Below are 24,920 nucleotides of genomic sequence, written 5' to 3'. Positions count from 1 at the left end.
CGGTCACCGCGTCGCGGTCAGGTCGGCGCCCTGGGTGTCCCGGGCGCTCTCGGCAGCCGTAGCGGGCCGGGGCGGGCGGGCGGCCCCGCCTGCGGCGGCCGGCTCCTCGCGCCGCAGGCCGAGGCGGGGCGAGGTGACCAGGCGCAGCCGCGAGTCGTCGTCGTAGAGGTCCTTCGGCATGATCTCGACCAGGTCGAGCGGGGCCTCCTCGGCGGTGTCGTCCGGGCCCGCTCCGCCGTGTTCGGCGCGCTTGCCGTGCTCGGCGTCGAACAGGTCCGAGATGCCCGCGACGATCTCGACGAAGGCGGCGTTCGGCCGGACGGCCTCCGCCGCGGGGGTGCCGGTGAGCCGCTGCGCCAGCCAGAAGTAGTTGGCCTGGCCCTGGTACTGGTCGTACATGCGGGAGACCATGGCCAGCATCCGGGTGTACGCGTTGCGGTACAGCGACTCGTAGAAGGCTGCCGCCTCCTGCTCGGTCACCTCGCCGTCGACCACGGCGGTGATGGACGCGGCGGCCAGCAGCGCGCTGTACGAGGCGAGGTGCACACCGCTGGAGAGCAGCGGGTCGAGGAAGCAGGCCGCGTCGCCGGCCGCGAAGTACCCGGGGCCGCAGAAGCTCGCCGAGACGTACGAGTAGTCCTGTTCGACCCGCGCCTTGGCCAGCCGGGTGTCGCCGCGCAGCAGGGAGCGGACGGTGTCCGACTCGTCGACCAGCGCCGCGAGCAGGTCGTCGGGCGAGTCGTAGCAGGGGCGGCGCTCGCGGAAGGCGGACTCGTGCATCACGAAGCCGACGCTGCGCCGCCCGCCGCGCAGCGGGATGACCCAGTACCAGCCGTCCGGCGAGGAGATGATGTTGCTGCCGCCCTGCGGGGTGTCCGGCAGCAGTTCCTCGCCGTCCCAGTAGCTCCAGATCGCGACGTTGCGGAACACCTCGTGCTTGGTGCGGTTGCGGAAGTGCCGGGCGGTGAGCACCCCGGCCCGCCCGGAGGCGTCCACGACGAAGTCGAAGGTGGTGCGGCGGGGCTCGGCCGGGTCGGCCTGGCAGACCCACTCGGCGGCGACGGGCCGGCCGTCCTCGAAGACGACCTGCTTGACGGCCGCGCCCTCGACCACCCGGGCGCCCTGCTCGGCGGCGTTCTTCAGGAGCAGGTGGTCGAATTCCGAGCGGTCCACCGACCACGAGCGGACTTCGTCCCCGAACAGCTCCGTCCAGTCCGCGGACCAGTCTTTCTCGGCCCCCCAGCGGAACAGCCCGCCGTGCTTGCTCACGAAACCGAACTCGTCGACTTTCCGGGCCGCACCGGCGAGCTCAAGAATCGACCGGCAGGAGGAGGCCAGTGCCTCGCCGATGTGATAGCGCGGAAATACCTCCTTTTCGAGCAGGAGAACGTCGATTCCGGCCCGGGCGAGCAGTGCCGCCGTGAGTGAACCGGCCGGTCCGCCGCCGATGACGAGAACCTTCACATGATCGGTTTTCCTGTTCACTTGACCCTCCATCAGGATGTATGCGCATCGGATCGCTGCTCACGATAGAGGCCGGTCGGCCTAGTCCGATAGGCGGCATTGGGCCGTTCGGGCGAGGCCTGACATGCGGACGTATTCATCGTTTTCTCGGGTTGTCGGTTGAACGATTGTCGGAGTTTCCCGTTGGAAAGGATTCATACGAACGGGCGCCGTGATCGGTGTCTGAACATCCGTCAGGGCCGTTATAGTTCATTCCGTTCGCGTACGGCGCATGCGTCAGTTCGATCGGGGTCGATCAACTGCTGCGCGGACGTCCAATGAGAGTCCCTATTCGGTAGAAAGGCGTTCTCCATGAACTCAACCCGACGGCTGACGTTGGCCGCCCTGTGCGTCACCTCGCTCACCGCCGCGCTGCTGGCCGCGTCTCCCGCAGGGGCCGCCCAGCCGACCCAGCACCGCGACCCGGCCTGCGGGGCGGCGCCGTCGGACTACGACGGGACCTTCGCGGGCCTGTTCAACAGGACCGACGGAGACACCGTCTCGGTCACCTTCTCCGCGCCCCGGGCCGTGGCGACGCAGTGGAACGTCAACGGGTGGAGCGGCTCCGGCAGGGGTGAGTACGAGCTGGGCGCCACCGGCCCCCAGTGGACCAACTCCAACACCGTCTCCGGCCCGATCATGGGCACGGACTCCGAGGTCTACCGCAGCGGAGAGGTCTCCTGCGACAACGGCGGCAGCCAGGTCACCAGGATCGCCGGTGTCGTCGACTCCGGCTCGGCGCAGATCCCGTTCGTGATCGACCGTCAGAACTAGTACCCGTCGGCCGTCCACCGTGGCGGCCGGTCACCCCTTTCGGCCCTGCACCGTGCTTTCCGTAGAAAGGCGTTCCCCCATGAAGTCGACCCGACGGCTCGCGCTGTCCCTCCTCTGCGCCACCTCGCTCTCCGCCGCCCTGGTCGCGGCGTCCCCCGCCGTGGCCGTGCAGCCGCTCCAGCCCCGCGACCCCGCCTGCGGGGCCGCGGACCAGGACTACAACGGGACGTTCGCGGGCACCTTCGACAAGGCCCCCGGTGACACCATCGCGGTCGCGTTCAGCGCGCCCGACTCGGTCACCACGGACTGGGTGGTGGAGGGCTGGAAGGGCCACGGCTCGGGCACCTTCGAGCTGATCGCCAACGGCGTGAAGTGGAACAACTCCAACTCGGTCTCCGGCCCGGCCACCGGCGTCGACACCGAGACCTACCGGAGCACCAACGTCACCTGCGCCGCCGGTACCAGCGAGGTCGAGACCATCAACGGCGAGGTCTTCGCCCCCACGGCCACCGGCGGCACCGTGACGTACGCGTTCACGGTCACCCGCAGGAGCTGACCCCGGCGGAGCGCACCCCGTGAGGGGCCGGCCCGCCGCCAGGGCGGAGGGCCGGCCCCCGCTGCGCTGTGCCCCCGCTGCGCTGTGCCCCCGCTGCGCTGTGCCCGGCGCAGGCGGGTGGCGCGCAGGCTAGGTGAGGGCGCCCGCAGGTGCCACCGGCGCACCCGCCGCCGCCCTGGTGCGGCGGGCCGGCGTCGAGCAAGCTGGACGGGCCCGAACGACCGCCCTGCCGACCATGTCCGCGGGACGCAGCAGCCGAGGGGGCCGATCCTGGACACCGAACGCATGGCCACGGCAGCGATCCTGGGCACCGGGGCGGTCACCTCCCTCACCGTGCTCGCCGCCCCGGTCTGCCGGCGGATCGGACAGCCCGTCGTGGTCGGGCAGTTGGTGGCCGGCGTGGGGCTCGGCCTGCTGCCGGGCCGCCTCACCGCCGTGCTGTTCCCCGCCGAGGTGCTGCCCTTCCTCAACGTCATGGCCCAACTCGGCCTCGTCCTCTTCCTGTTCTCGGTCGGCTACGAGCTCGACCTGCGCTTCCTGCGCACCCGGCAGCGTGCCGTCCTGCTGGTGTCGGCGGGCAGCCTGCTGGTGCCGCTGGCGCTGGGCGGCGTGCTGGGGTGGGTGCTGTGGGACGCCGGGCTCCTGGGCAGCGCCCCGGGGGTGCGGGCGGGCCCCGCCGTCCTGTTCACGGCCGTGGCCCTGTCGATCACGGCCGTCCCGGTGCTGGCCGGCATCGTCCGGGAGCGCGCGCTCACCGCGAGCCTGCCCGGGGTGGTGGCGCTGGCCTCCGCCGGGGTCATCGACGCGATCGGGTGGCTGCTGCTCGCGGCCGCGGTCGCCGCGGCCACCACCGGCCGGCAGCCCGGGGGCAGGTCGGCGGCCTTCGCCGGCTACCTGCTGGTGCTGGTCCTCGTACTCCGGCCCGCCCTGCGGCGTTGGATGCCGCCGGGCCGCCCGGCCGGGCGGGAGCGGGCGCCCGTGGTCGTCGCGCTGGTGCTGGCCTCCGCCTGGTGCACCGCCCAACTCGGCCTGCACCCGGTCTTCGGCGCGCTGGCCGTCGGCGTGCTGATGCCCCGCGACCGGGACGGCTCGCCCGACCGCGACCTGCGGCACGCGGTGGAACAGGCCGGATCGGCCCTGCTGCCGCTGTTCTTCGTCGTCACCGGCCTGTCCGTGCGGATCGGCCGGCTGGACGGGGCGGACTGGCTGGTCCTGGGCGTGGTGCTGCTGCTCGCGACCGCGGGCAAGCTCGGCGGCGCGACGCTGGCGGCCCGGCTGGGCGGGCTGGGCCGCCGCGACAGTCTGATCGTCGGGACGCTGCTCAACACCCGTGGCCTGACGGAGCTGATCGCGCTCAACGCGGGGTGGAGCGCCGGACTGATCGGGCGTCATCTGTACGGCGTCCTGGTGCTGATGGCGCTGGTCACCACCGTGCTGACCGGCCCGCTGCTCACCCGGCTCGGCGTCCCGTCCCCGGGCCGCGGACACCCGCACCGGCAGCGGGGCCGCCGCCTGACCGCCCCGGCGCCGCCCCGGGCTTACGGGGAACCGCGCGGGAGCGGCGGCGGGAACGCCTCGCGTACCGGTTCGGGCGGAGCCCCGTGAGCCCGGGGCGGGCCTACCGCAGCAGGACGCCCAGCTCGGGGGTGAGCTGCTTGGCCGTCAGCCCGGTCTCGGCCGCCAGGTCCTCCAGGCCGAAGGTGTACCACTCGTGCGTGACGTCGATCTCGCGCACCGCCTCGCCGTCGCGCAGCACCCGCCAGGTGGCGGACCACCGCATCCGGTCCGGGCCGCACGGCTCGCCCGAGAGCCAGGCCTCGTACTCCTGCTCGCCGAGCCGCTGGCGGGCGATCCGCATCGGGGCGACGGGCTGCGGGACCTTGACGGCCATCAGCTCCACCACGACCGGGGCGCCGGAGGGGAGCCGGGGGAGCAGCCGGCCCCAGAGCGCGGCGCGTTCGGCCCGGTCCAGGTAGCCGAGCACCCCGCAGATCACCACGGCCGAGAGCCGCTCCGGCAGCTCCACCTCCTGCGCGCTGGAGGCCACCACCGTGACGCGGCGCCGTAGTTCCTCATCCCGGACCACCCGGCTGGTCAGGGCGGCCCGCATCGCGGGCGACGGCTCGACGGCCAGCACCCGGGCCTCGGGCAGGGCCCGCGCGATGACCTCGGTGGAGCGGCCGGTGCCGGCGCCGAGGTCGAGCACGGGGCCGTGGGCGGTGTCCGTCCCGGTGAGCGCCGTAGCGAGCAGCGGGTCGCTCTGCGTCCAGCGCTGGACGCCGACCAGGTCGTAGAACTCCGCGGTGGGGGAGTAGTAGTCGATCACTCTGAGCATTCCTCCGTGAAGACGTGAAGGCATCAAGAAGCGGGCGGGGGATCAGCGGGCGGCCGTCGCCGGAAGCAGGCAGGCGGCGAGCACCGCCGCCACCCGCTCCCGGTGCGGCAGCAGGTAGAAGTGGTCGCCGGGAAAGGTCCGGAGCTCGAACGGGCCGGTGGTGGAGCGGGCCCAGCCGCCGGCCTGGCCGGGTGTCAGCTCCGGGTCGTCCTCGGCGGCGAACGCGGTCACCGGGCAGCCGAGCAGACGTCCGGCGGTCGGCCGGTAGGTCTCGATCAACCGGTAGTCGGCCCGGATGACCGGCGCCATCAGCTGCCAGAGTTCGGCGTCCTCGAAGAGCAGCCGGCTGCTGCCGCCGAGCCGGGCGAGCTCGGCCCGCAGGGCGGCGTCGCCGCCCAGGTGGACCGTCCCGGCGACCACCTGCTCGACCGGTTCGCGCGCGGAGACGACCAGATGGACCGGCTCCGGCCGGCCGTGCCCGGCCGACCGCAGCGCCACCTCGTGCGCGACGGCCGCGCCCATGCTGTGGCCGAACAGGGCGAGCGGCCGGTCGTCCGGCCCGGCGAGCTCCTCGGCGAGCGCGTCGGCCAGCACGGACAGGTCGGTGAGCAGCGGTTCGGTGAACCGGTCCTCCCGCCCGGGGTACTGGACGGCCAGCAGCTCGATCCACGGCGGCAGCAGGCCGGGCCAGCCCCGGAAGGCGCCGGCGCCGCTGCCCGCGTGCGGGAAGCAGACCAGCCGCAGCGTGGCGGCCGGGCGGGGCAGGTAGCAGCGCAGCCAGCGGCCGGTCACACGCGCTCCAAGGTCACGTCGGGCTCCACGGTCAGTTCGCAGGGGTGGACGGGCGGTGCGTGCGTACCGCTGATCAGTTCGGGCCGGCCCAGCCGGGTGGTCAGGTCCTGCCACATCCGGCTCACCGTCAGGGTGTACTGGGCGTCAGCCGACCCGCCGGCCAGCACGGCCGCCCGCAGCTCCGCCAGCGCCCGGCGGACCCCGGCGGGCCAGAGCTCGGCGAAGGTCCGGCGGAACGGCTCCGGCCGCCCGGTGCCGAGCAGGGAGCTGGTCGGCTGGTCCAGATGCCCGGTGCCGGGGCCGTCCAGTGCCAACCGGCCGTCCGCGTCCCGGCCGACGTGCAGCCTCGGGGTCCACAGCACCGGGCCGTGGGTGTCGGCGAGCGTGAGCGTCCCCGCGTCGGTGCCGAGCGCGACGCGGTGCAGCAGGTGCGCGTGGTTGTCGGGGTCGGCCGGGTCGAGCTGGTTCTGCACCCGCAGGGTGAGCGGCACCCCGGCGATCACCCCGTGCACCAGCCGGAACGGCACCGGTACGCCGGTCGCGGCCCGGACCTCGGCCACCGGCGCAGGATCGGCGAACGCCCACGGGCCGAGCCCGCCGAGCGCCCGCCCGAGGATGTCCAGCAGCGGGAGGAGCACCTGGCTCGAACACGCGCCGTCCACGTACCGGACGGTCCGCAGCTCGCGCAGCGCCCGCGCGCCGGCCAGGAAGCGCCGCACCGGCTCCACGTGCGGGTAGAACGAGTTGAGCCGGTACTGCACGCCGTGCTCCCGGGCCAGCCGCAGGCAGCCCGCCACCTCGTCCGGATGGGCCGGCTGCTCCTGCAGCACGTGCACCCCGCGGGCCAGCAGCGCCCGGGCCAGCTCGCCGCCGGCCCCGCCCGCCACCGCCGAGCGGACCACCACGCAGGCCGCCTGGGTGTCCGGCGGGAGCTCCTCGACCCGGGTGTAGTACGGCACTCCGTACTCGGCCGCGCTCGCCCGCGAGCGCGGACTGCCGCCCGCCAGCACGCCGGTCAGCGTGAAGGACGGCTCGAAGGACCGCAGCGCCTCCAGGTAGAACCGGCCGAACACCGTCCCGCAGACCACGGTCCGCAGCGGTCCGGACGGCGCCCCGGTCACCGCCCGCCCGCTCGGAGCGTTCACAGGGCGCCCACCACGTCGGTGAGTTCGGCCGGGCCGTACGACACGTCGAGGGTGACCCCCGGGGTGGCGGCGATCCGCCGGACGGCCGCGCCGGGGTCGAGCACCTCGGCCGCGTAGTGCAGTCCGGCCGGAACCTCGCCCGCCAGGGTGGCGGCCACCGCCAGCGCGCCCACGGCGGCCGTCACCCGGTAGCTGTCGCCGGTCCCGAGCACGGCGGTGACCGCCCCGGCGGGGGAGTCCAGCGCGAACACCATCCGGTAGTACGGCCGGCGGCCGGTCAGGTCCAGCTCGGCGGCCCGGACCAGCCGGCCGGCGGCGTCGTCGAGCGGGGCCCGGCCGCCGGCCAGGGACGCCAGCACGGCCCGGACCCGCCGGCCCGGGAACACGTTGTACCAGTCGAGCCCGGCCAGACCCAGCGCCACGGCCAGCCGCTCGGCCTCGGTGCTCAGGTACGGCTGAAGGGCCACCTCGCCGGGGAAGTACGGCAGTTGGGCCGCGTCCTCGGCGCGCAGCGCCCGGCCGGCCCGGCGGCCGTCGCGCCAGGCCGCCAGCGGCTCGCCGAACGGCGGCTCCGCCGGACCGCCGCCGAGCGAGAGCACCAGATCGGCCGCCACCGTGCGGCTGCACCGCTCCAGCCCGCCCGCCCACACCGTCAGCCGCCCGCCCTCGCCGGGCCGCTGCCCGGCCAGCCACCGGGGCAGCAGCCCCGACAGGCCGGGCAGCAGGCCCGCCGACAGCACCGCGCTGCGCCCGAGCGTCGCGAGGCCGGCGCCGCGCAGCTGCTCGTACGCCGGGTCGTCGCCCGCGACGTCCACGTAGTCGGCCCCGGCGGCGAGCGCCGCCAGCGCGACCCGCCCCTTCACCTGGTACGAGGGCCCCGCGCAGTTCAGCACGGTCGAACAGCCCGCGCAGAACGCCGCCAGGCTCCCGGCGTCCGCCAGGTCCACCACGACCGCCTCCGCCGGGCCCCCCGGCAGGGCGGCCGCGGCCGCCGCCACCGCCTCCGGCCGCCGCCCGCCGAGGCGCAGCGGCCCCACGCCGAGACCGCGCAGCGCGGCCGCCGCGGCCCGGCCGACCACACCGGACCCGCCGAGCACGCCCACCGGCCGCCGGCCCGTCATGCGGCATCCCCGCCGAGCAGGCCGCGCACGGCCGCCGCCCGCGGACCGGCGATGCACCCGAAGTGGTCGCCGTCGATGTCCCTGACCTGGAGCTCGCCCAGGCAGACGCGCTGCCAGTACGCGCCCATGTCCTGCTGGAGGCCGGGCAGGAAGCCGTACGTCCCGGTGTGCCGCAGGAAGGTGATGTCACCGGCGTACGGGTCCGGCCGGTAGCGGGTGACCGCGAACAGGCTGTGCCGGAAGATCCGGTACTGCCGGGCGAGCCGGGCGTGGTCCAGCGGCCCCGCGGCCGCCGCTTCGGCGGCCCGCGCGACGGCCGCCAGCCGGTCCGCCGGGTCGCGTCCGGCCAGCGCGCGGAAGGCCGCGGCGACCTCGGCCGAATCGCCGTCCAGGGCGGCCAGCGCCCCGGCGCCGAGCCGGCCGGGGGTGTCCGCGAGCACGGCCTCGATCGCCCGGCCCAGCGCCACGCCGTCCGCCGGGAAGCCGACCGCGGCCGGGTCCACGCCGAGCGAGAGCGCGAAGGTGTACTCGGCGAGCAGGTCCTCGTGCACCTCGAAGGCCGGCCGGTAGCAGCTGATCACCGTCAGCCGTTCGACCTCCGCGCCGCTCTCGGCGAGCGCCCTGGCCACCTCGGTGGCGATCAGCCCGCCCATGCAGTAGCCGACCACGTGGAAGCGCCGCCCGCCGTCGGCCAGCAGCAGCCGGGCGTACTCCCCGCCGAGGCGGCCGATCAGCAGCGCCGGGTCGGAGTCCAGGTAGCGGCCCGGCGAGCCGGCCTCCAGGCCGACCACCGGCCCGGCCGCCGGGCGCCGCCGGTACTCCTCCAGCAGCGCCCGGTACGGCAGCAGGGTGCCGGTGCCGTCGTGCACCAGGACGGTGGTCGGGGCGTCCGTCCGTCCGGCCAGCAGCCGGGTCGGTGCGGGCGGGCCGTCCGGTTCGGCCTGCGGAGCGGCGGCCGGCCCGCCGCGCAGGAAGCCCGCGAGCGCCGCCACGGTCGGGCGCTGGAGCATCTGCCGCAGCAGCTGCTCCCACTCGACCCCGGCGGCGGCCGGCTCGCTCTCCCGCAGCCGGCCGACCAGCCGGGCCACCAGCAGCGAGTCGCCGCCGAGTTGGAAGAAGTCGTCCTCGCGCCCGACCCCGGGACGCTCCAGCACCTCGCCCCAGAGCGCGGCGATCCGGCGTTCGAGCTCGTCGGCGGGCTGCGCCGGGACGGCCGCCGCCCGGCCGGGCTCGCCGGGTTCGGGCAGCCGCCGGCGCAGCAGCGCGCGGTCGACCTTGCCGTTGGGGGTGAGCGGCAGCTCGTCCAGGATCTCCAGGTGTGCGGGGAGCAGGTGCTCGGGCAGCCGGCCGGCGAGGTGCCCGGCCAGCTCGTCCGTGGTCAGCCTGGCCCGGTCGGTCTTCACCTGCGAGAAGAAGATCTGCTGCCCGGCCTGGGCGAGCACGTCCTCGGGCGCGGGGAAGCAGAACCTGAGGTCCGCCCCGGCCTCCGCGAGCAGACCGGTCCACTGGGGGTGGGTCAGGAAGGTCTGGTCGGCAGCCTCCCGCAGGTCGCCGAACCCGCCGCTCAGGCCGTCGACGAACTCCATCGACACCAGCAACGGATGGCGCTCCACGGTGGCCTCCATGAACACCAGCCACCCGCCCGGCGCCAGCAGCTCGCGCAGCCGGCGCAGCGCCGTCCCGGCGTCCTTGGCGTTGTGCAGGACGTTGGCGCACAGTACGACGTCGAAGCCGTTCGCGGCCAGGCCCTGCCCGGCGGCGTCGGCGTTGAGGTCGAACAGCCCGTAGCGCACCCACGGGTACGGCTCGAAGCGCCTGCGGGCCTCGCCCAGGAAGAACGTCGAGACGTCGGTGAACAGGTAGTCCACCTCGGACCCGGCGAGCGCCGGGATCAGGTCGGTGCTGGTGCCGCCGACGCCCGCGCCGACCTCCAGGATCCGCAGCGGACCGGGGTGCGGGTGGCCGGCGGCCAGCTCGCGCAGCCCGGCGACGGCGACCCGGTTCAGCGTGCGGCTGACCAGGTTGTCCCGGTACGCGGCCTCGGCGACGTCCAGGTTGCCCTGCGGGAAGAGCAGCTCCAGCGGGTCCTCCTCGCCGCGCAGCAGCTCAGGCAGGTGCTCGCTGCTGGTCCGCACCAGGCGCAGCAGGTCGGGTCCGTAGTCGAGCCGGCGCCCCAGCTCCTCGACCTGCCGCCAGCCCTGCTCCGGGTCCACCGGGTCCGTCGCGGGCAGGCCGGTCCAGCGGCCGGTGGCGGGGTCGTGCCGCAGCCGGCCCGCGCGGGTGAGCGCGCGCAGCCAGCGGCGGACGGCCCGGGTGTGCCGGGCGTGCGCGCCGAGCGCGGCCGCGGCCTCCGGCGCGGTGTGCGCGGCCTCCGGGCCGGCGAACAGCCCGGCGGCGCGCAGCGTCCGGGCGATGGCGGCGAGTGCGACCTCGTCCGTCAGCGCCAGGAACCGGGCGAGCGGCTCCCGGTCGACGGCCGCTCCGGCCTCGGCCGCGGCCGCCGCGGCCGCGCGGACCACGGCGGGCGCGGTCTCGTCGGCCGGCCGGTCCGCGCGCACGGTGGTCGCGAAGGCCGCCAGCCGCCGCCGGGCCGGATCGTCACCGGTGCTCAGCGCCACCGCCGACGCCACCGCCGGGTGCGCCTCGACGGCCGCCGCGAGTTCGGCCGGCTCGACCCGGTGGCCCCGGATCTTCACCTGGTCGTCGATCCGGCCGAGCAGCTCGATCCCGCCGTCCGGGAGGTAGCGCCCCAGGTCGCCGGTGCGGTACATCCGCTCGCCGCTGCGGGGGTGGGTACGGAACCGCTCGGCGGTCCTGGCCGCGTCCCCGAGGTAGCCGAGGGCCAGCCCGGCGCCGGTGATGTACAGCTCGCCCGGTACGTGTTCGGGGCTGTCCAGCAGCTCGGCGTCGAGCACGTGCCAGCCCTGGTTGGCCAGCGGCCTGCCGTACGGGACGCTGGGTCCGCTCGTGCGCTGCGGGTCGATCGGGTGGGCGATCGACCAGATCGCCGCCTCGGTCGCGCCGCCGAGGCCGACCAGTGCGCAGCCCGGCAGGCGGCGGCCGAAGCGCTCGGCCAGCGGGACGGGGATCCAGTCGCCGGAGAGCAGCGCGAGGCGCAGCGAGGACGGCGCGGCCGCCCGGTCCGTGCCCAGGTAGTCGTCCAGCATCTCCAGCTGGGCGGGGACGGAGTTCCACAGTGTGACGCCGTGCCGGGTGATCAGCTCGGCCCAGTGCGCGGGGTCGGCGCGCCGCCCGGCCTCGGGGAGCACCAGGCAGCCGCCCCGGGAGAGCGGCCCGAAGAGGTCGTACACCGAGAGGTCGAAGCCGAGGGCGGCCAGGCCGAGCACCCGGTCGTCCGGGCCGACGGCGTGCCGGTCGTTGACGTCCTGGACGGTGTTGAGCGCGGCCCGGTGGCTGACCATCACGCCCTTGGGCGCGCCGGTCGAGCCCGAGGTGTAGATCACGTAGGCCAGGTCGTCCGGCGCGGTCGCGGGCTGCGGCACCGGGCCCGCCGGCGTCGTCCGGGTCCCGTCGACGGCCAGCACCCGCAGGCCCGCCGGCAGGCCGGCCGCCAGCCAGGGCTGGGTGAGCACCGTCCGCACCCCGGCGTCGGCCAGCATCGCGTCCCGGCGGGCGGCGGGCTGGTCGGTGTCGACCGGCAGGTAGGCGGCCCCGGCCAGCAGCGTGCCGAGCACGGCGGCCACCTGCTCCCAGCCCTTGTCCATGACCACGCCGACCAACAGGCCCGCCCGGTCGCCCTCGGCGGCCAGGGCCTCGGCCACCACGACGGCCTGGTCGAGCAATTGACGGTACGTCAGTTCGACGGTACCCGCGAGGACGGCCGTCCGGTCCGGGGTGGCGAGCGCCTGCGCGACCACCCCCGCGTGCAGCAGGGCGTCCGGCAGTGGCCGCGCCGTCCGGTTGGCCCGCTCGCGCCGGGCGCGCTGGGCGGCCGGCAGCTCCACCAGGGAGGGAGCCGTCCAGGCCCGGTCCTCGGCGGCCAGCCGCCGGACGGCCGCCTCGAAGGCGGCGAAGGCCTCCTCGGCCAGGCCGTCGGGGAAGACGTCCCGCCGGACGTCCCAGCCCAGCAGCAGGTCGTCCCGGTGCTCCATCACCTGGCAGTCGATCCACACGTGCGGGGTGCGGCTGGAGCCGAGCACGATCTCGCCCTCGTGCAGCCGGGGGGCGTCCCCGGCCGCTCCGTCGCCGAGGCCCACGGTGCTGGTGAACACCACCGGCATCAGCGCGGCCTCCTGGCCGCGCCGACGGCCGAGCTCGCGCAGCACCTCGACGCCCGAGCACATCGGGTGGTCCAGGTCCTGCCACAGCCGCGCCTGGACGGCCGCCGCGCGCTCGGCGAACGAGCCGCCCGCCGACCGGTCCACCGTCAGCAGCTCGACCGAGGTGAAGTCACCGACCAGGGACCCGACTTCGGGGTGCAATGGCAGCCGGTGGAACATCGGCAGGTCCAGTGTGAACCGGGAGCTGCCGCTCCACCGGCCGACCACCTCCGCGTAGGCGGTGAGCAGCGCGACGGTCGGTGTCACCCGGTGCGCGGCCGCCCGCCGGCGCAGGTCCTGCCACCCGGGCCCGTCCAGCCGGGCCTGCAAGCGCTCGAAGCACGGCGTGCCCCGCCCCGCACCGCGCGTACGGACCGGCAGCGCGGGCGCGGGCGCCAGTGCGTCGGGGCCGTCCTCCTCCAGCCGGCTCCACCAGTACGCGCGGTCGCGCTCGAACGAGCTCTCGCGCAGCCGCCGTTCGGCCGCCAGGTAGTCCCGGTAGCGGACGGACGGCTCGGGCGGGGCGGCGCCCGGGCGCAGACAGAGCAGCTCCAACTCGCCCAGCAGCAGCTGGACACTGGCGTAGTCACAGATCAGCAGGTCGATCGAGAGATGGACCAGCAGGTCCCGGTCGGTCCGGGTCACCCGCAGCTCGTGCAGCGGCCACCGGTCGGACTCGTAGTCACGGGTGGCGAGTTCGGCCCGGGTCCGCTCGACGGCCTGCTCCCGGGCGGCCGGGGAGGCGGCCCGCAGATCGGCGACCGGCACCGGCAGCTCCGGTACCTCGGCCAGCACCTGCTGGTGGCCGTCGGGGTGGACGACCGTCCGCAGCGCGTCGTGCCGGGCGATCAACTGCCGCCAGGCCGCGCCCACTCGCTGCGGATCGAAGGCGGGGAACCGCACCTCCAGGTACGCCTGGCAGCCGACGCCCCCGTACTCGTAGGCGCCGCTGCGCCCGAGCAGGTACGAGGACTGGACGTCGGTGAGCGGGAAGGGCTCGTACCGGGCCGCCGGGTCGGCCGTGAGCTGCGGGGCGGCCGCGCTGCGCCGCAACTCTTCGAGCACGGCGGGCTTGTGCTGCCGCAGGCGCGCGAGCCGCTCCTCCGTCATCACGTGGCGGGGCGCGCGGTAGCGCAGTAGGCCGTCCTCCTCCCACAGCCGTACGCCGATGTTCTCAAGTTCGCCGATGAGCTCGACTACCGTCACAGTGTGCCGTCCTCCGTGTCTTCGGCCTCGGTGCCGGGGTGCTGGCGCTCGATGAGCGTCGCGAGCCCGGCGATCGTCGGCTCGCTGAGTAGTTGGCGTAGGGACATCTCGCAGCCGAACCGGTCGCGCAGCCGCTGGACCAGCCGGGTCGCCAGCAGGCTGTCGCCGCCGAGGGCGAAGAAGGTCGCGTCGCGCGGTACGGCGGCCCGCCCCAGCAGGCCGCTCCACAGTTCGGCGAGCGCGGACTCCACCGGTCCGCGCGGCGCCTCGACGCCCGCCGGCCCGCCGGCCGGCTCGGCCGGCGGCCTGAGCGCGGCGCGGTCCACCTTGCCGTTGGCCGACAGCGGCAGCGCGTCGAGCACGGTCAGGCCGGACGGGCGCGCGTACGGCGGCAGCCGGTCGGCCAGGTAGTCCTGGAGTTCGGCCGTGTCCAGGGCCGCGCCGCCGGTGGCCACGAAGGCGTGCAGGCGGCGGCTGCCGCGTTCGCCCACCGGAATCACGACGGCGTGTCGGATGGTGGGGTGGTGGTGGAGGGTGGTTTCGATTTCGCCGGGTTCGATGCGGTGGCCGTTGATTTTGAGTTGGTGGTCGGTGCGGCCGAGGAATTCGAGGGTGCCGTCGGGGTGGTAGCGGCCGAGGTCGCCGGTGCGGTACCAGCGGGTGCCTTGGTGGTGGATGAATTTTTCGGTGGTGCGGGTGGGGTCGTTGCGGTAGCCGGTGGCGAGTCCGGTGCCGCTGATCCAGAGTTCGCCGGGGACCCAGTCGGGGGTGTCGTGGTGGTGGGTGTCGGTGGTGCGGTAGTGCTGGTTGGTGAGGGGGTGGCCGTAGGGGACGGAGGTCCAGGGTGGGTCGTTGGGGGTGGTTTCCCAGGCGTTGGACCAGATGGCGGCTTCGGTGGCGCCGCCGAGGGCGATGAGGCGGCAGTGGGGGAGTTGGGTGGTGAGGCGGGGGTGGAGGTCGGTGCCGACCCAGTCGCCGGAGGTGAGGGCGAGGCGGAGTGAGGGGGGTAGTTGGTGGGTTCGGGTGGTGGGGTCGGTGGTGGTTTGGTTGGTGGTTTGGTTGGTGGTTTCGGTGGTGGTGAGGAGCATGTCGAGGAGCATGGGGACGCTGTTCCAGAGGGTGACCTGGTGGTGGGTCATGAGGTCCAGCCAGCGTTCGGGGTCGCGGCGTTCGTGTTCTTGGATGAGGACGATGGCGGCGCCTGCGGTGAGGGGGCCGAAGATGTCGTAGACGGAGAGGTCGAAGTCGAGGGCGGAGAGGGCGAGGAGGCGGTCGTGGGGGGTGAGGGTGCAGCGGTTGTTGATGTCGTGGATGGTGTTGAGGGCGGCGGTGTGGGTGACTTCGACGCCTTTGGGTTCGCCGGTGGAGCCGGAGGTGAAGATGATGTAGGCGGGGGTGTTGCCGGGTGCCGGTGCCGGCCGGGTGAGTGGTTCGTATTCCGCTGCTTGTTGGAGCAGTTGTTGGTCGAGGGTGTGGTGGATGCCGGCGGTGGTGAGCATGCGTTGCCGGCGGTGTTCGGGTTGGTCGGTGCCGATCGGTACGTAGGCGGCGCCGAGTGCCAGGATGCCGAGGACGGCGGCGAGTTGGTCCGGGCCTTTGGGGAGTGTGACGGCGACGGGTTCGGACGGTTCGACGCCTTGGTGCCGTAGGAGGGCGGCGATGCGCAGGGCGTGGTCGGCGAGTTGGCCGTAGCTCATCCGGCCGTCGGTTTCCCAGTGCAGGGCGCAGCGGTCGGGGTCGGTGGCGGCGTGGGTGAAGAACGCGTCGTGGAGGGTGCCTTGGGGGATGGGTGCGGTGGTGGCGTTGACTGCTGTGCGTACGGCGCGTTGGCCGGCCGGGAGGAGGTCGGGGACGGGTGTGTTCCAGTCGGATTCGACGGTCCAGTCGAGGAGTTGGCCGTAGGCCGTGAACATCGCGTCGAGTACGCCGGGCGGGAACAGCTCCTCCACCGCGTCCCAGGTGATCAGCAGGCCGCCGTCCCGCACCATCACCTGCTCGTCCAGCCAGACCTGTGGTGTCTGCGACACGCTCCAGACCGGCCGTCGCAGGCCGTCGCTGAGTGCGTCGGCCACCCCGAGGGCGCTGGTGAACACCACCGGCAGGGTCGCCTCGGCGACCGCCTGCGGCCCGGCGGCCTCGCGCAGCAGGGCGAGGACCGGGGCGTCCCGGTGGTCCAGGTCCCGGCCCAGCCGCTCCTTCAGGCGCCGCACCCGGGCGCCGAACGGCTCTCCGGGCCGGGGCTCGTACGCCACCGGCAGCAGTGAGGTGAAGTCGCCGAGCACCCGCTCGATGTCGGGGTGGACGGCCCGGCGGTCGAACAGGGTGAGTGCGACGGTCAGGTCGCGGCGGGTGCTCCAGACCCCGAGCACCTCCGCGTAGCAGGCCAGCAGCAGCGCCGACGGCGTGCACCCCGCGTCCCGGGCGCGGGCCTGGAGCGCCTGCCAGCGGTCCGGGCCGAGCCAGGTCTCGCGGCGGACGAAGCGCGGCCGCGCCACGGCGGCCGGGTCGACCGCGAGCGGCAGCGCGGGCGGCGGCGGCAGCTCCGGCAGTCGCTCCCGCCAGTGGCTCAGCGAGCGGTCCCGCTCGGCGGGCGTCGGCCCGGCCTGGCAGGCGTAGTCGCGGAACGACACCCCGATCGGCGGCAGTTCGGCGTCCGGGTCGCGCAGCAGCAGGTCGAGTTCGGCGAACAGGACCATCATGCTGAGGCCGTCGACGAGCAGGTAGTCCAGCCCGATGCCCACCCGGGTACGGCCCCGGCCGTACCGGACGGCGCGGACGTCGAACAGCGGCCACACCGAGGGGTCCAGCACCTGGTGCGACATCTGCGCCCGCAGCGCCGCCAGTGCGGCGTCCGCCGCCGCCCCGGGGGCGTCCACCACCGGGATCACCAGCCGGGGGACCTCGGGCAGGACCAGCTGGCTGCCGTCCTGGTCGAAGACCGCGCGCAGCGTCTCGTGCCGCGCGATCAGCAGGTTCCAGACGGTCTCCAGCCGGCCCGGGTCCAGGTCCGTCCCGTCGAACTCGCAGTAGTAGTACGAGCCGACGCCGCCGAGCGTGAACGACGGCGACCGGCCGACCCAGTAGGCGCGTTGCAGCTCGGTCGGGGCGAACGGCAGGTGCCGGTCCGCCGGGACGGCCAGGACAGGCGCGGGCGGCTGCTCGGGCGGCGCCCCCAGCGAGAGCCCGGCGGCGAACCCGGCCAGCACCGGCGTGCTGAACAGGCCGCTGATCCGGGCGCCGCCCGCGCCCGCCGAGCGCAGCCGGGACACCACCTTGGCGGCGAGCAGCGAGTCGCCGCCCAGCGCGAAGAAGTCGCTGTCGCGGGCCGGGTCCGGCCGGCCGAGCACCTCGGACCACACCTCGCCCACCAGCCGTTCGGCGGCGGTGCGCGGCGGTTCACCGGCGGCGGCCGACGGAGTGGCCGGGGCGGCCGCGGCCAGTGCGGCGCGGTCGACCTTGCCGTTGGCGGTCAGCGGCAGGGCGGCCAGCAGCAGGATCTCCGCCGGTACCGCGTGCCGGGGCAGCCGTTCGGCGAGGAAGGCGCGTAGCTCGTCGACGTCCGTCCCGCCGTCGTCCGCCACCACGTGGGCCAGCAGCCGCCGCCCGGGCCCGCTGTCGTCGGCCGTGACGACGGCGTGTCGGATGGTGGGGTGGTGGTGGAGGGTGGTTTCGATTTCGCCGGGTTCGATGCGGTGGCCGTTGATTTTGAGTTGGTGGTCGGTGCGGCCGAGGAATTCGAGGGTGCCGTCGGGGTGGTAGCGGCCGAGGTCGCCGGTGCGGTACCAGCGGGTGCCTTGGTGGTGGATGAATTTTTCGGTGGTGCGGGTGGGGTCGTTGCGGTAGCCGGTGGCGAGTCCGGTGCCGCTGATCCAGAGTTCGCCGGGGACCCAGTCGGGGGTGTCGTGGTGGTGGGTGTCGGTGGTGCGGTAGTGCTGGTTGGTGAGGGGGTGGCCGTAGGGGACGGAGGTCCAGGGTGGGTCGTTGGGGGTGGTTTCCCAGGCGTTGGACCAGATGGCGGCTTCGGTGGCGCCGCCGAGGGCGATGAGGCGGCAGTGGGGGAGTTGGGTGGTGAGGCGGGGGTGGAGGTCGGTGCCGACCCAGTCGCCGGAGGTGAGGGCGAGGCGGAGTGAGGGGGGTAGTTGGTGGGTTCGGGTGGTGGGGTCGGTGGTGGTTTGGTTGGTGGTTTGGTTGGTGGTTTCGGTGGTGGTGAGGAGCATGTCGAGGAGCATGGGGACGCTGTTCCAGAGGGTGACCTGGTGGTGGGTCATGAGGTCCAGCCAGCGTTCGGGGTCGCGGCGTTCGTGTTCTTGGATGAGGACGATGGCGGCGCCTGCGGTGAGGGGGCCGAAGATGTCGTAGACGGAGAGGTCGAAGTCGAGGGCGGAGAGGGCGAGGAGGCGGTCGTGGGGGGTGAGGGTGCAGCGGTTGTTGATGTCGTGGATGGTGTTGAGGGCGGCGGTGTGGGTGACTTCGACGCCTTTGGGTTCGCCGGTGGAGCCGGAGGTGAAGATGATGTAGGCGGGGGTGTTGCCGGGTGCCGGTGCCGGCCGGGTGAGTGGTTCGTATTCCGCTGCTTGTTGGAGCAGTTGTTGGTCGAGGGTGTGGTGGATGCCGGCGGTGGTGAGCATGCGTTGCCGGCGGTGTTCGGGTTGGTCGGTGCCGATCGGTACGTAGGCGGCGCCGAGTGCCAGGATGCCGAGGACGGCGGCGAGTTGGTCCGGGCCTTTGGGGAGTGTGACGGCGACGGGTTCGGACGGTTCGACGCCTTGGTGCCGTAGGAGGGCGGCGATGCGCAGGGCGTGGTCGGCGAGTTGGCCGTAGCTCATCCGGCCGTCGGTTTCCCAGTGCAGGGCGCAGCGGTCGGGGTCGGTGGCGGCGTGGGTGAAGAACGCGTCGTGGAGGGTGCCTTGGGGGATGGGTGCGGTGGTGGCGTTGACTGCTGTGCGTACGGCGCGTTGGCCGGCCGGGAGGAGGTCGGGGACGGGTGTGTTCCAGTCGGATTCGACGGTCCAGTCGAGGAGTTGGCCGTAGGCCGTGAACATCGCGTCGAGTACGCCGGGCGGGAACAGCTCCTCCACCGCGTCCCAGTCGTAGTGCAGACCGCGCGGCGAGTCGTACACCTGGTTGTCCAGCCAGGTCTGCGGAGTCTGCGAGACGCCCCACACCCGGGGCAGCAGCCAGTCGGACAGGTCCAGCGACAGGTCGCGCGGCGTCCCCAGCGCGCTGGTGAAGACCACCGGCACCGCCCGGTCGGCGACGCCCTCGGCCCGGGCCAGCTCGCGCGCCACCCGTACGGCCGACCAGGCCCGGTGGCCCAGATCCTGCCCCAGGCGCAGTTGCAGGGCCCGGGCGCGCTCCAGGAAGCCGGCGCCGGGCGACGGCTCGTAGGCCACGAGCAGCAGCGAGGTGAAGTCGCCGACGATGTCGTCGACCGCCGGGTGCACCTCCTGCCGGTCGAACAGCGTCAGGTTGACGGTCAGGTCGCGGCGGGTGCTCCACCGCCCGAGCACCTCGGCGTAGCAGGCGAGCAGCACGGCGGACGGCGTGAGCCCGTACGCCCGGGCCCGGTCGGTGACGCGCTGCCAGGACGAGGCCGGGAGCAGGCCCGAGCGGCGGGCGAAGCGCGGCGCGGTGACCTTGGCCGGGTCGGTGGCGAGCGGCAGCCGGGGGGCGGGCGGCAGCTCGGCGAGCCGGGACCGCCAGTACCGCTCGGCGGCCGCGAGTTCGGCCTCGCCGGGCCCGGCCTGGAGCAGGTAGTCACGGAAGGACAGGCCGTCCACCGGTGGGAGGGCGGCGTCCGGCGACCGGTGGAGCGCGGCGAGTTCGGCCAGCACGATCATCATGCTGCGGCCGTCCAGCACGATGTTCGGCAGGCTCAGCCCGAGCCGCACCCGGCGCTCGCCGTCCCGCCGGTACACCACGGCCCGCAGGTCGAGGAGCGGCCACACGGCCGGGTCCCGCAGTTGGTGCGACATGGCGGCGCGCAGCCCGTCCGGCCCGGCGGCCTCGACGACGGGGATCGTCACCTCGGGCACCTCGGGCAGGATCCGCTGTCCGCCGTCCTCGTCGAAGACCGCGCGCAGCATCTCGTGCCGCGCGATCAGCAGGTTCCAGGCGGTCTCCAGCCGGGGGAGGTCGAGGTCCGGGCCGTCGAACTCCAGGTAGTAGTGCGCTCCGACGCCGCCGAGCGGCAGCCCGGCGTCGCGGCCGGTCCAGTAGGCGCGCTGCACGTCGGTGGGCGGGAAGGGGTCATGGCGGTGCGCGTGGTCGGCGGTCACGCCCGACGCCCCGGCCGCCGGGGCCGCCACGGGCGTCACGGTGGCGGCGAGTTCGCGCAGCACCGGGGTGGCGAACACCGCCGCCAGGTCGACCGCGAACCCCGCCTCCCGCAGCCGGCCCACCAGGCGGGTGGCCAGCAGGGAGTCGCCGCCGAGGGTGAAGAAGCCCTGGCCGCGGCCGACCCGGGGGAGGCCGAGCACCTCGCACCAGGCGGCGGCGAGCGCCGTCTCCACCGGGCCGTGCGGCGCGTCCTCGGTCTCGGAGCCGGCCGGATCCTCGGGGGGCAGTGCCGCGAGCAGGGCGGCGCGGTCCACCTTGCCGTTGGCGGTGACCGGCAGCGTGGTGGCGCCGAACAGCCGGTCCGGCAGCATCGCGGTGGGCAGCCGGGCCGCCAGCCACTCCCGGACGGCCGCGTCCGTGGGCAGCCCGGCGTCCGGCGCCTTGACGGCGCGCAGCAGGACGTGGCCGCCGGGCAGGGCCTCCCCGCCGGTCGCCGGGTCGAGGCCGTGGGCGGCCAGCAGCGGGTGCCACCGGGCGACCGGCAGCAGCGGGCTGCGGCGCGAACGGCGGACCGGGTCGAGGTCGGTGAAGCCACGGGTCGGTACGGCCGCGGCGATCAGGGCGAGCGGCGGCAGTTCGGTGCGTTCCACTGCGAGCAGCAGACCGCCGGGCACGAGCAACAGCGCGGCGAGGCGGGCGGCTTCGGCCGGGTCGGCCTCGGCGTGCAGCGCCTGGTCGGCCAGCACCACGTCGAACCGGGCCAGCAACCCGCCGGGCAGCAGCCCGCCCGCCAGGCGGTGGCAGCCGACCCCGCCCGGGTGGCCGGCCAGCAGCCGGGCCGCTGCGTCGAGCCGGGCGGCCGAGCCGTCGAGCAGTGTGTAGCGGTGGCCGTGGGCCGGTGCCGACCGGAGCAGCCGGTGCACGGTGGACCCGCCACCCGCCCCGAGAACGGCGATCTCCAGCCCGGGACTCCCGGGCAGCGCCGCCGCCAGCGCGGCGAGCGCCTGCTCCGCGCCGGGGGCGCGGGCGGCGAGCGCGGCGGGGGCGAGCACCGGGTCGTCGAGCAGTACGCGGTGGTCTAGGCCACCCCTGAGCACGGCGGCCAGCTCCTCGGCCCGCTGCCGGAGCCGCTCGGCGACCGGCGCGAGCCGGCCGTCGGCGGGGTCGTCCGCCGCGCGGCGGCGGCACACCTCGGCCAGCCGGGGCCCGGCCGCGTAGCCGTTCCGGTCGCGGCTCAGCACGCCGCGCGTGGTGAGCCAGTCCGACCAGAGCCCGAGCAACGGCTGCCACTCGGGCGTCGCGCCCCAGCGGCGGGCCAGTTCGGCGGGGGCGGTGGGCCGGGTGGTCACGCCCGCCTCGCCGACCAGCAGCCGGGCGAGCACGGACTCGACCAGCCGGGCTTCGTCCTCCTCCCCGGTCACGGCCGGGAGCGCGGCCGCCGGTCCGGTGCCGGCAGCGGGGTCGGGGTCGGGGTCGGGGGCCGGGGCTGCGGCCGACGGACGGGCCGCCGGGGTCGCGACGGCCACCAGCCGCCTGGCCCGGTCCGGGCCGACGGCGGCGACCACGCAGCGGCCGACCGACGGGTGGGCCCCGAGCGCGGCCTCGATCTCGCCCGGTTCGGTCCGGACGCCACGGATCTTGACCTGCTGGTCGCGCCGGCCCAGGAACTCCACGGTGCCGTCCGGCCAGTAGCGCGCGCGGTCCCCCGTCCGGTACCAGCGCCCTCCCGCGGAGTCGACGAACCGGTCCCGGGTGAGCGCGGGGTCGCCGAGGTAGCCGAGGGCCACCCCGGCGCCGCCGATCCACAGCTCGCCGGGCGTCCAGTCCGGGCAGTCGTGCCCGGCCGGGCCGACCACGCGCAGGCACTGGTTACGCAGGGGGGCGCCGTACGGGATGGACGTCCAGCCCGGGGGGACGTCGGTGACCTCGAACAGGTTCGACCAGATCGCGGCCTCGGTCGCACCGCCGAGGGCGGCGAACCGGCAGGCCGGTCCGGCCTGCCGGGCCAGCCGCCCGGGCAGGTCGAGCCCGATCCAGTCGCCGGAGACCAGGGCCAGCCGCAGCCGCGGCAGGGCCGCCGGCCCGGTCAGCAGCATGTCCAGCAGGACCGGGACGGAGTTCCAGACCGTCACCCCGTGCCGGGCGATCAGCCCGGCCCAGGCGGCGGGATCGCGCCGCTGGTCCTCGGCCACCAGCACCAGCGCGCCGCCGGCCGACAGCGGGCCGAACACGTCGTAGACGGACAGGTCGAAGTCGAGCGCGGACACCCCGAGCACCCGGTCGGCCGGGCCGACGGCGAACCGCTCGTTGACGTCGTCCACGGTGTTGGACGCCGCGCCGTGGGCCACCATCACCCCCTTCGGCTCGCCGGTGGTGCCGGAGGTGAAGATCACGTAGGCCGGGGCCCCGCCGCCCGCCTCGGCCGGGGCGGCGAGCGGCGGGTGCTCGCAGGCCGTCTCGATGTCGAGCACCGCCACCTGCGGCGGCAGCCCCGCCGCACCGGCCGCGTGCCCGGCGTCGGTCAGCAGCAGCCGGACGTCCGCGCGCCGCAGGATGCGCTCACGCCGACGCGCGGGCTGGTCGGTGCCCACGGGTACGTACGCGCCCCCGGCGGCCAGCACCCCAAGCACGGCGGCGACCTGGCCGGCGCCCCTGGGCAGCGAGACGGCCACCGGCTCGCCCGACCGCAGCCCGCGCGACCGCAGCAGCCCGGCCACCCCGAGCGCCTGCCGGGCCAACTCGCCGTAGCTCAGCGCCGATCCGTCGCCCCACAGCAGCGCGGGGCGGTCCGGGCGGCTCGCCGCGTGCCGGAAGAACTCCTGGTGCAGGCCGCGCCCGGTGAGCGGCCCGGCGGTGGAGTTGGCCCGGTCGCGGACGGCGCGCTGCCGCCGGGGGAGCGGCGGGCGGGCGGGCACCGCCCAGTCGGCGTCCGGCGCCGACAGCCGGTCGGCCAACTCCCGGTAGGCCCCGAACATGTCGTCGAGGAGGCCGGGCGGGAACAGGTCGTCGGCGGAGTCCCAGCAGAGGTCGACGCCGCCCCGCGACTCGTACACCTGGTGGTCCAGCCAGACCTGCGGGGTCTGCGAGATCATCCACCCCAACTCGCCCAGGGTGGAGCGGAACTCCTCGCCGACGAGCTCGCTGCCCAGCGTGCAGGCGAACACCACGGGTGCGCGACCTGGCCCGCCCGGATGCGTGCGGGCCAGGTCGCGGAGCACCTCCACGCCGGAGTACGCGCAGTGGGCGGCGGCCTCCCGGAAGCCGTCCTGCACCGCGCGGGCCCGGTCGGCGAAGCCGGCCTCGCCCGACAGGTCCAGGTCCAGCAGCAGCAGGTCGGTGAAGTCGGCGACCATGCCGGGGACGGCGGGATGGACGGCCTCGCGGTCGAACAGCGGCAGGTTCAGCAGGAAGCGCGGGCTCTCGCTCCAGGCCGCGAGCACCTCGGCGTACGCGGTGGCCAGCGCCATCGCGGGCGTGGTGCCGCCCTCGCGGGCGCGGCGGGCGAAGCGCTGCCACTCGGCCGGTTCCAGACGGTGCCGGCGCCGGGTGAAGCGGGGAGCACCGAGCAGGGCCGGATCGGTGGCGAGCGGCAGGGCGGGCCCGTCCGGCAGGCCGGCCAGCCAATCCTGCCAGTACTCCCGGGCCCGCTCGCGTGCCCCGGCGCGCCGGGCCGCACGGTCGGCGAGGTAGTGCGGGAAGCCGAACTCCGGTGTGGCGGCGTCCGGTGCGGCGGGGTGAGGTGCGTCGGGGTCCAGGTAGGCCCGGGCGAGGTCGGCCAGCAGGATCCGGATGCTCTCGACGTCCGCGACGAGCAGGTCGATGCCCAGGTGGATCCGGGTGGCCGTACCCGGCAGCAGGCTCAGTTCGAGGTCGAGCACCTCGCCGCGCGCCACGTCCGTCCGATGGTGCGACAGCGACTCGCGGACGGCGGCCAGCCGGGCCGCGACCCGCTCCCCGGGCTCCTCGCGGAGGTCGTGCACGACCAGGCCGGGCCACCCGCCGACGGGCATCACCTGCTGCCTGCCGTCCGCCAGGAACCGGGCCCGCAGCATGCCGTGCCGGGAGATCACCCGCCGTACGGCGTGCTCCAGCCGGCCGGGGTCGACCCGCGATCCGTCGAACTCGAAGTAGGCGTGGCAGCCCACCCCGCCGAGCACCTGGTCGTCGCGCCGGCCGACCCAGTAGGCGTGCTGGACGGGCGTCAGCGGGAAGGGCGCGGCGCCGTCCACCTCGGCGGCGGGCGTCGCGGGCAGGACGTGACCGGGGTGCGCGTGGTGGGGGTGTGTGTCCGCGGAGGCCGTTGCGGCGGGTGGCCGGGCCTCCGGGAGCCGGGCGCCGGCCAGCGCCGACCAGGCCGCGACGGTCGGACGGCGTGCCAGATCGGGGAAGGTGACGGGGACCCCCTGCCGGCGGAACCGCCCGGCCAGGTCCATCATCCGGATCGAGTCCATGCCGTGCTCGGCCAGATCGTCGTGGTCCGCGAGGTCCTGCGGGTCGCAGCCGAGCATATCGGCGACGGTATTCCTGATTCCGTCCCGCGCAACTGATTCGCGGACGGATGACTCCGTGTCGCTCCCGGTTGACGAAATACCCTGTTCCGGTGAAAGCATCCCTCGCCCCTCCCCATGGCCGCCGCTCGGACGGTGGTGCGCTGCTTCAGGTCGATGATTGTCCGCAGATTGTGCGTCCTGAAACTAATACACCAACTCTCCCGGCTCCGGCAAAGCCGTAGCGATGGTGGGAGCGAATGCCAGGTGGCGCTAAAGTGTGGCGACATCGGGGCGGCCGGGCGGGTTGGAATCGCACGGCGGGTGACTCATAGGAGATTCGGATTATTCTGATGAAATCCAGCTGCGGACGGGTATTCCGACGTCCTCCCAGGGTGCGGCCTGTCGCCCTGGCCGACCGGCCGGCCGGCGGCGGAGCGGG

The 24,920-nt window shown here is 74.9% G+C and carries 10 protein-coding genes; 3 read left to right on the top strand and 7 right to left on the bottom strand.

Annotation, left to right across the window (positions count from 1 at the left end; all coding sequences use genetic code 11):
• Positions 1 to 3: 3 nt before the first annotated feature.
• Positions 4 to 1,485, bottom strand: coding sequence for an NAD(P)/FAD-dependent oxidoreductase (locus ABD330_RS07690; protein ID WP_344462190.1), 1,482 nt, complete (start codon positions 1,483 to 1,485; stop codon positions 4 to 6).
• Positions 1,486 to 1,815: 330 nt separating this feature from the next.
• Between ABD330_RS07690 and ABD330_RS07685 the strand changes: the two genes are divergently transcribed.
• The 3 genes from ABD330_RS07685 to ABD330_RS07675 all read left to right on the top strand — a co-directional run bounded on the left by ABD330_RS07685 (position 1,816) and on the right by ABD330_RS07675 (position 4,438).
• Positions 1,816 to 2,277 (top strand): hypothetical protein, encoded by a 462-nt coding sequence (locus ABD330_RS07685; protein ID WP_344462188.1) that lies wholly within the window; start codon positions 1,816 to 1,818, stop codon positions 2,275 to 2,277.
• A 79-nt stretch (positions 2,278 to 2,356) separates the two neighbouring features.
• Positions 2,357 to 2,833 (top strand): hypothetical protein, encoded by a 477-nt coding sequence (locus ABD330_RS07680; RefSeq protein WP_344462186.1) that lies wholly within the window; start codon positions 2,357 to 2,359, stop codon positions 2,831 to 2,833.
• 285 nt (positions 2,834 to 3,118) lie between these two features.
• Positions 3,119 to 4,438, top strand: coding sequence for a cation:proton antiporter (locus ABD330_RS07675; protein ID WP_344462184.1), 1,320 nt, complete (start codon positions 3,119 to 3,121; stop codon positions 4,436 to 4,438).
• Between the two features lie 13 nt (positions 4,439 to 4,451).
• Here the strand turns inward: ABD330_RS07675 and ABD330_RS07670 are convergent, their stop codons facing one another.
• The 6 genes from ABD330_RS07670 to ABD330_RS07645 are packed head-to-tail and all read right to left on the bottom strand — an operon-like array spanning position 4,452 to position 24,601.
• The gene (locus ABD330_RS07670; protein ID WP_344462182.1) at positions 4,452 to 5,168 is read right to left on the bottom strand and encodes a class I SAM-dependent methyltransferase; all 717 of its coding nucleotides are present in this window, start codon (positions 5,166 to 5,168) and stop codon (positions 4,452 to 4,454) included.
• A gap of 42 nt (positions 5,169 to 5,210) precedes the next feature.
• The gene (locus tag ABD330_RS07665) at positions 5,211 to 5,960 is read right to left on the bottom strand and encodes a thioesterase II family protein (RefSeq protein ID WP_344462180.1); all 750 of its coding nucleotides are present in this window, start codon (positions 5,958 to 5,960) and stop codon (positions 5,211 to 5,213) included.
• Positions 5,957 to 7,105, bottom strand: coding sequence for a Gfo/Idh/MocA family oxidoreductase (locus tag ABD330_RS07660; protein WP_344462178.1), 1,149 nt, complete (start codon positions 7,103 to 7,105; stop codon positions 5,957 to 5,959). Before ABD330_RS07660 ends, ABD330_RS07665 begins: the two co-directional genes overlap by 4 nt.
• Positions 7,102 to 8,226 carry a saccharopine dehydrogenase NADP-binding domain-containing protein gene (locus tag ABD330_RS07655; RefSeq protein WP_344462176.1) on the bottom strand — a complete coding sequence of 375 codons (1,125 nt, stop codon included), beginning with the start codon at positions 8,224 to 8,226 and terminating at the stop codon, positions 7,102 to 7,104. The genes ABD330_RS07660 and ABD330_RS07655 overlap by 4 nt, the downstream gene beginning before the upstream one ends.
• Positions 8,223 to 13,712 (bottom strand): non-ribosomal peptide synthetase, encoded by a 5,490-nt coding sequence (locus ABD330_RS07650; protein ID WP_344462174.1) that lies wholly within the window; start codon positions 13,710 to 13,712, stop codon positions 8,223 to 8,225. Before ABD330_RS07650 ends, ABD330_RS07655 begins: the two co-directional genes overlap by 4 nt.
• Positions 13,709 to 24,601, bottom strand: coding sequence for an amino acid adenylation domain-containing protein (locus ABD330_RS07645; protein ID WP_344462172.1), 10,893 nt, complete (start codon positions 24,599 to 24,601; stop codon positions 13,709 to 13,711). Before ABD330_RS07645 ends, ABD330_RS07650 begins: the two co-directional genes overlap by 4 nt.
• Between the last annotated feature and the right edge of the window lie 319 nt (positions 24,602 to 24,920).

The organism is Kitasatospora kazusensis (assembly GCF_039529945.1).
GTDB lineage: Bacteria > Actinomycetota > Actinomycetes > Streptomycetales > Streptomycetaceae > Kitasatospora > Kitasatospora kazusensis.
This window is presented reverse-complemented; position numbering and strand designations above follow the sequence as displayed.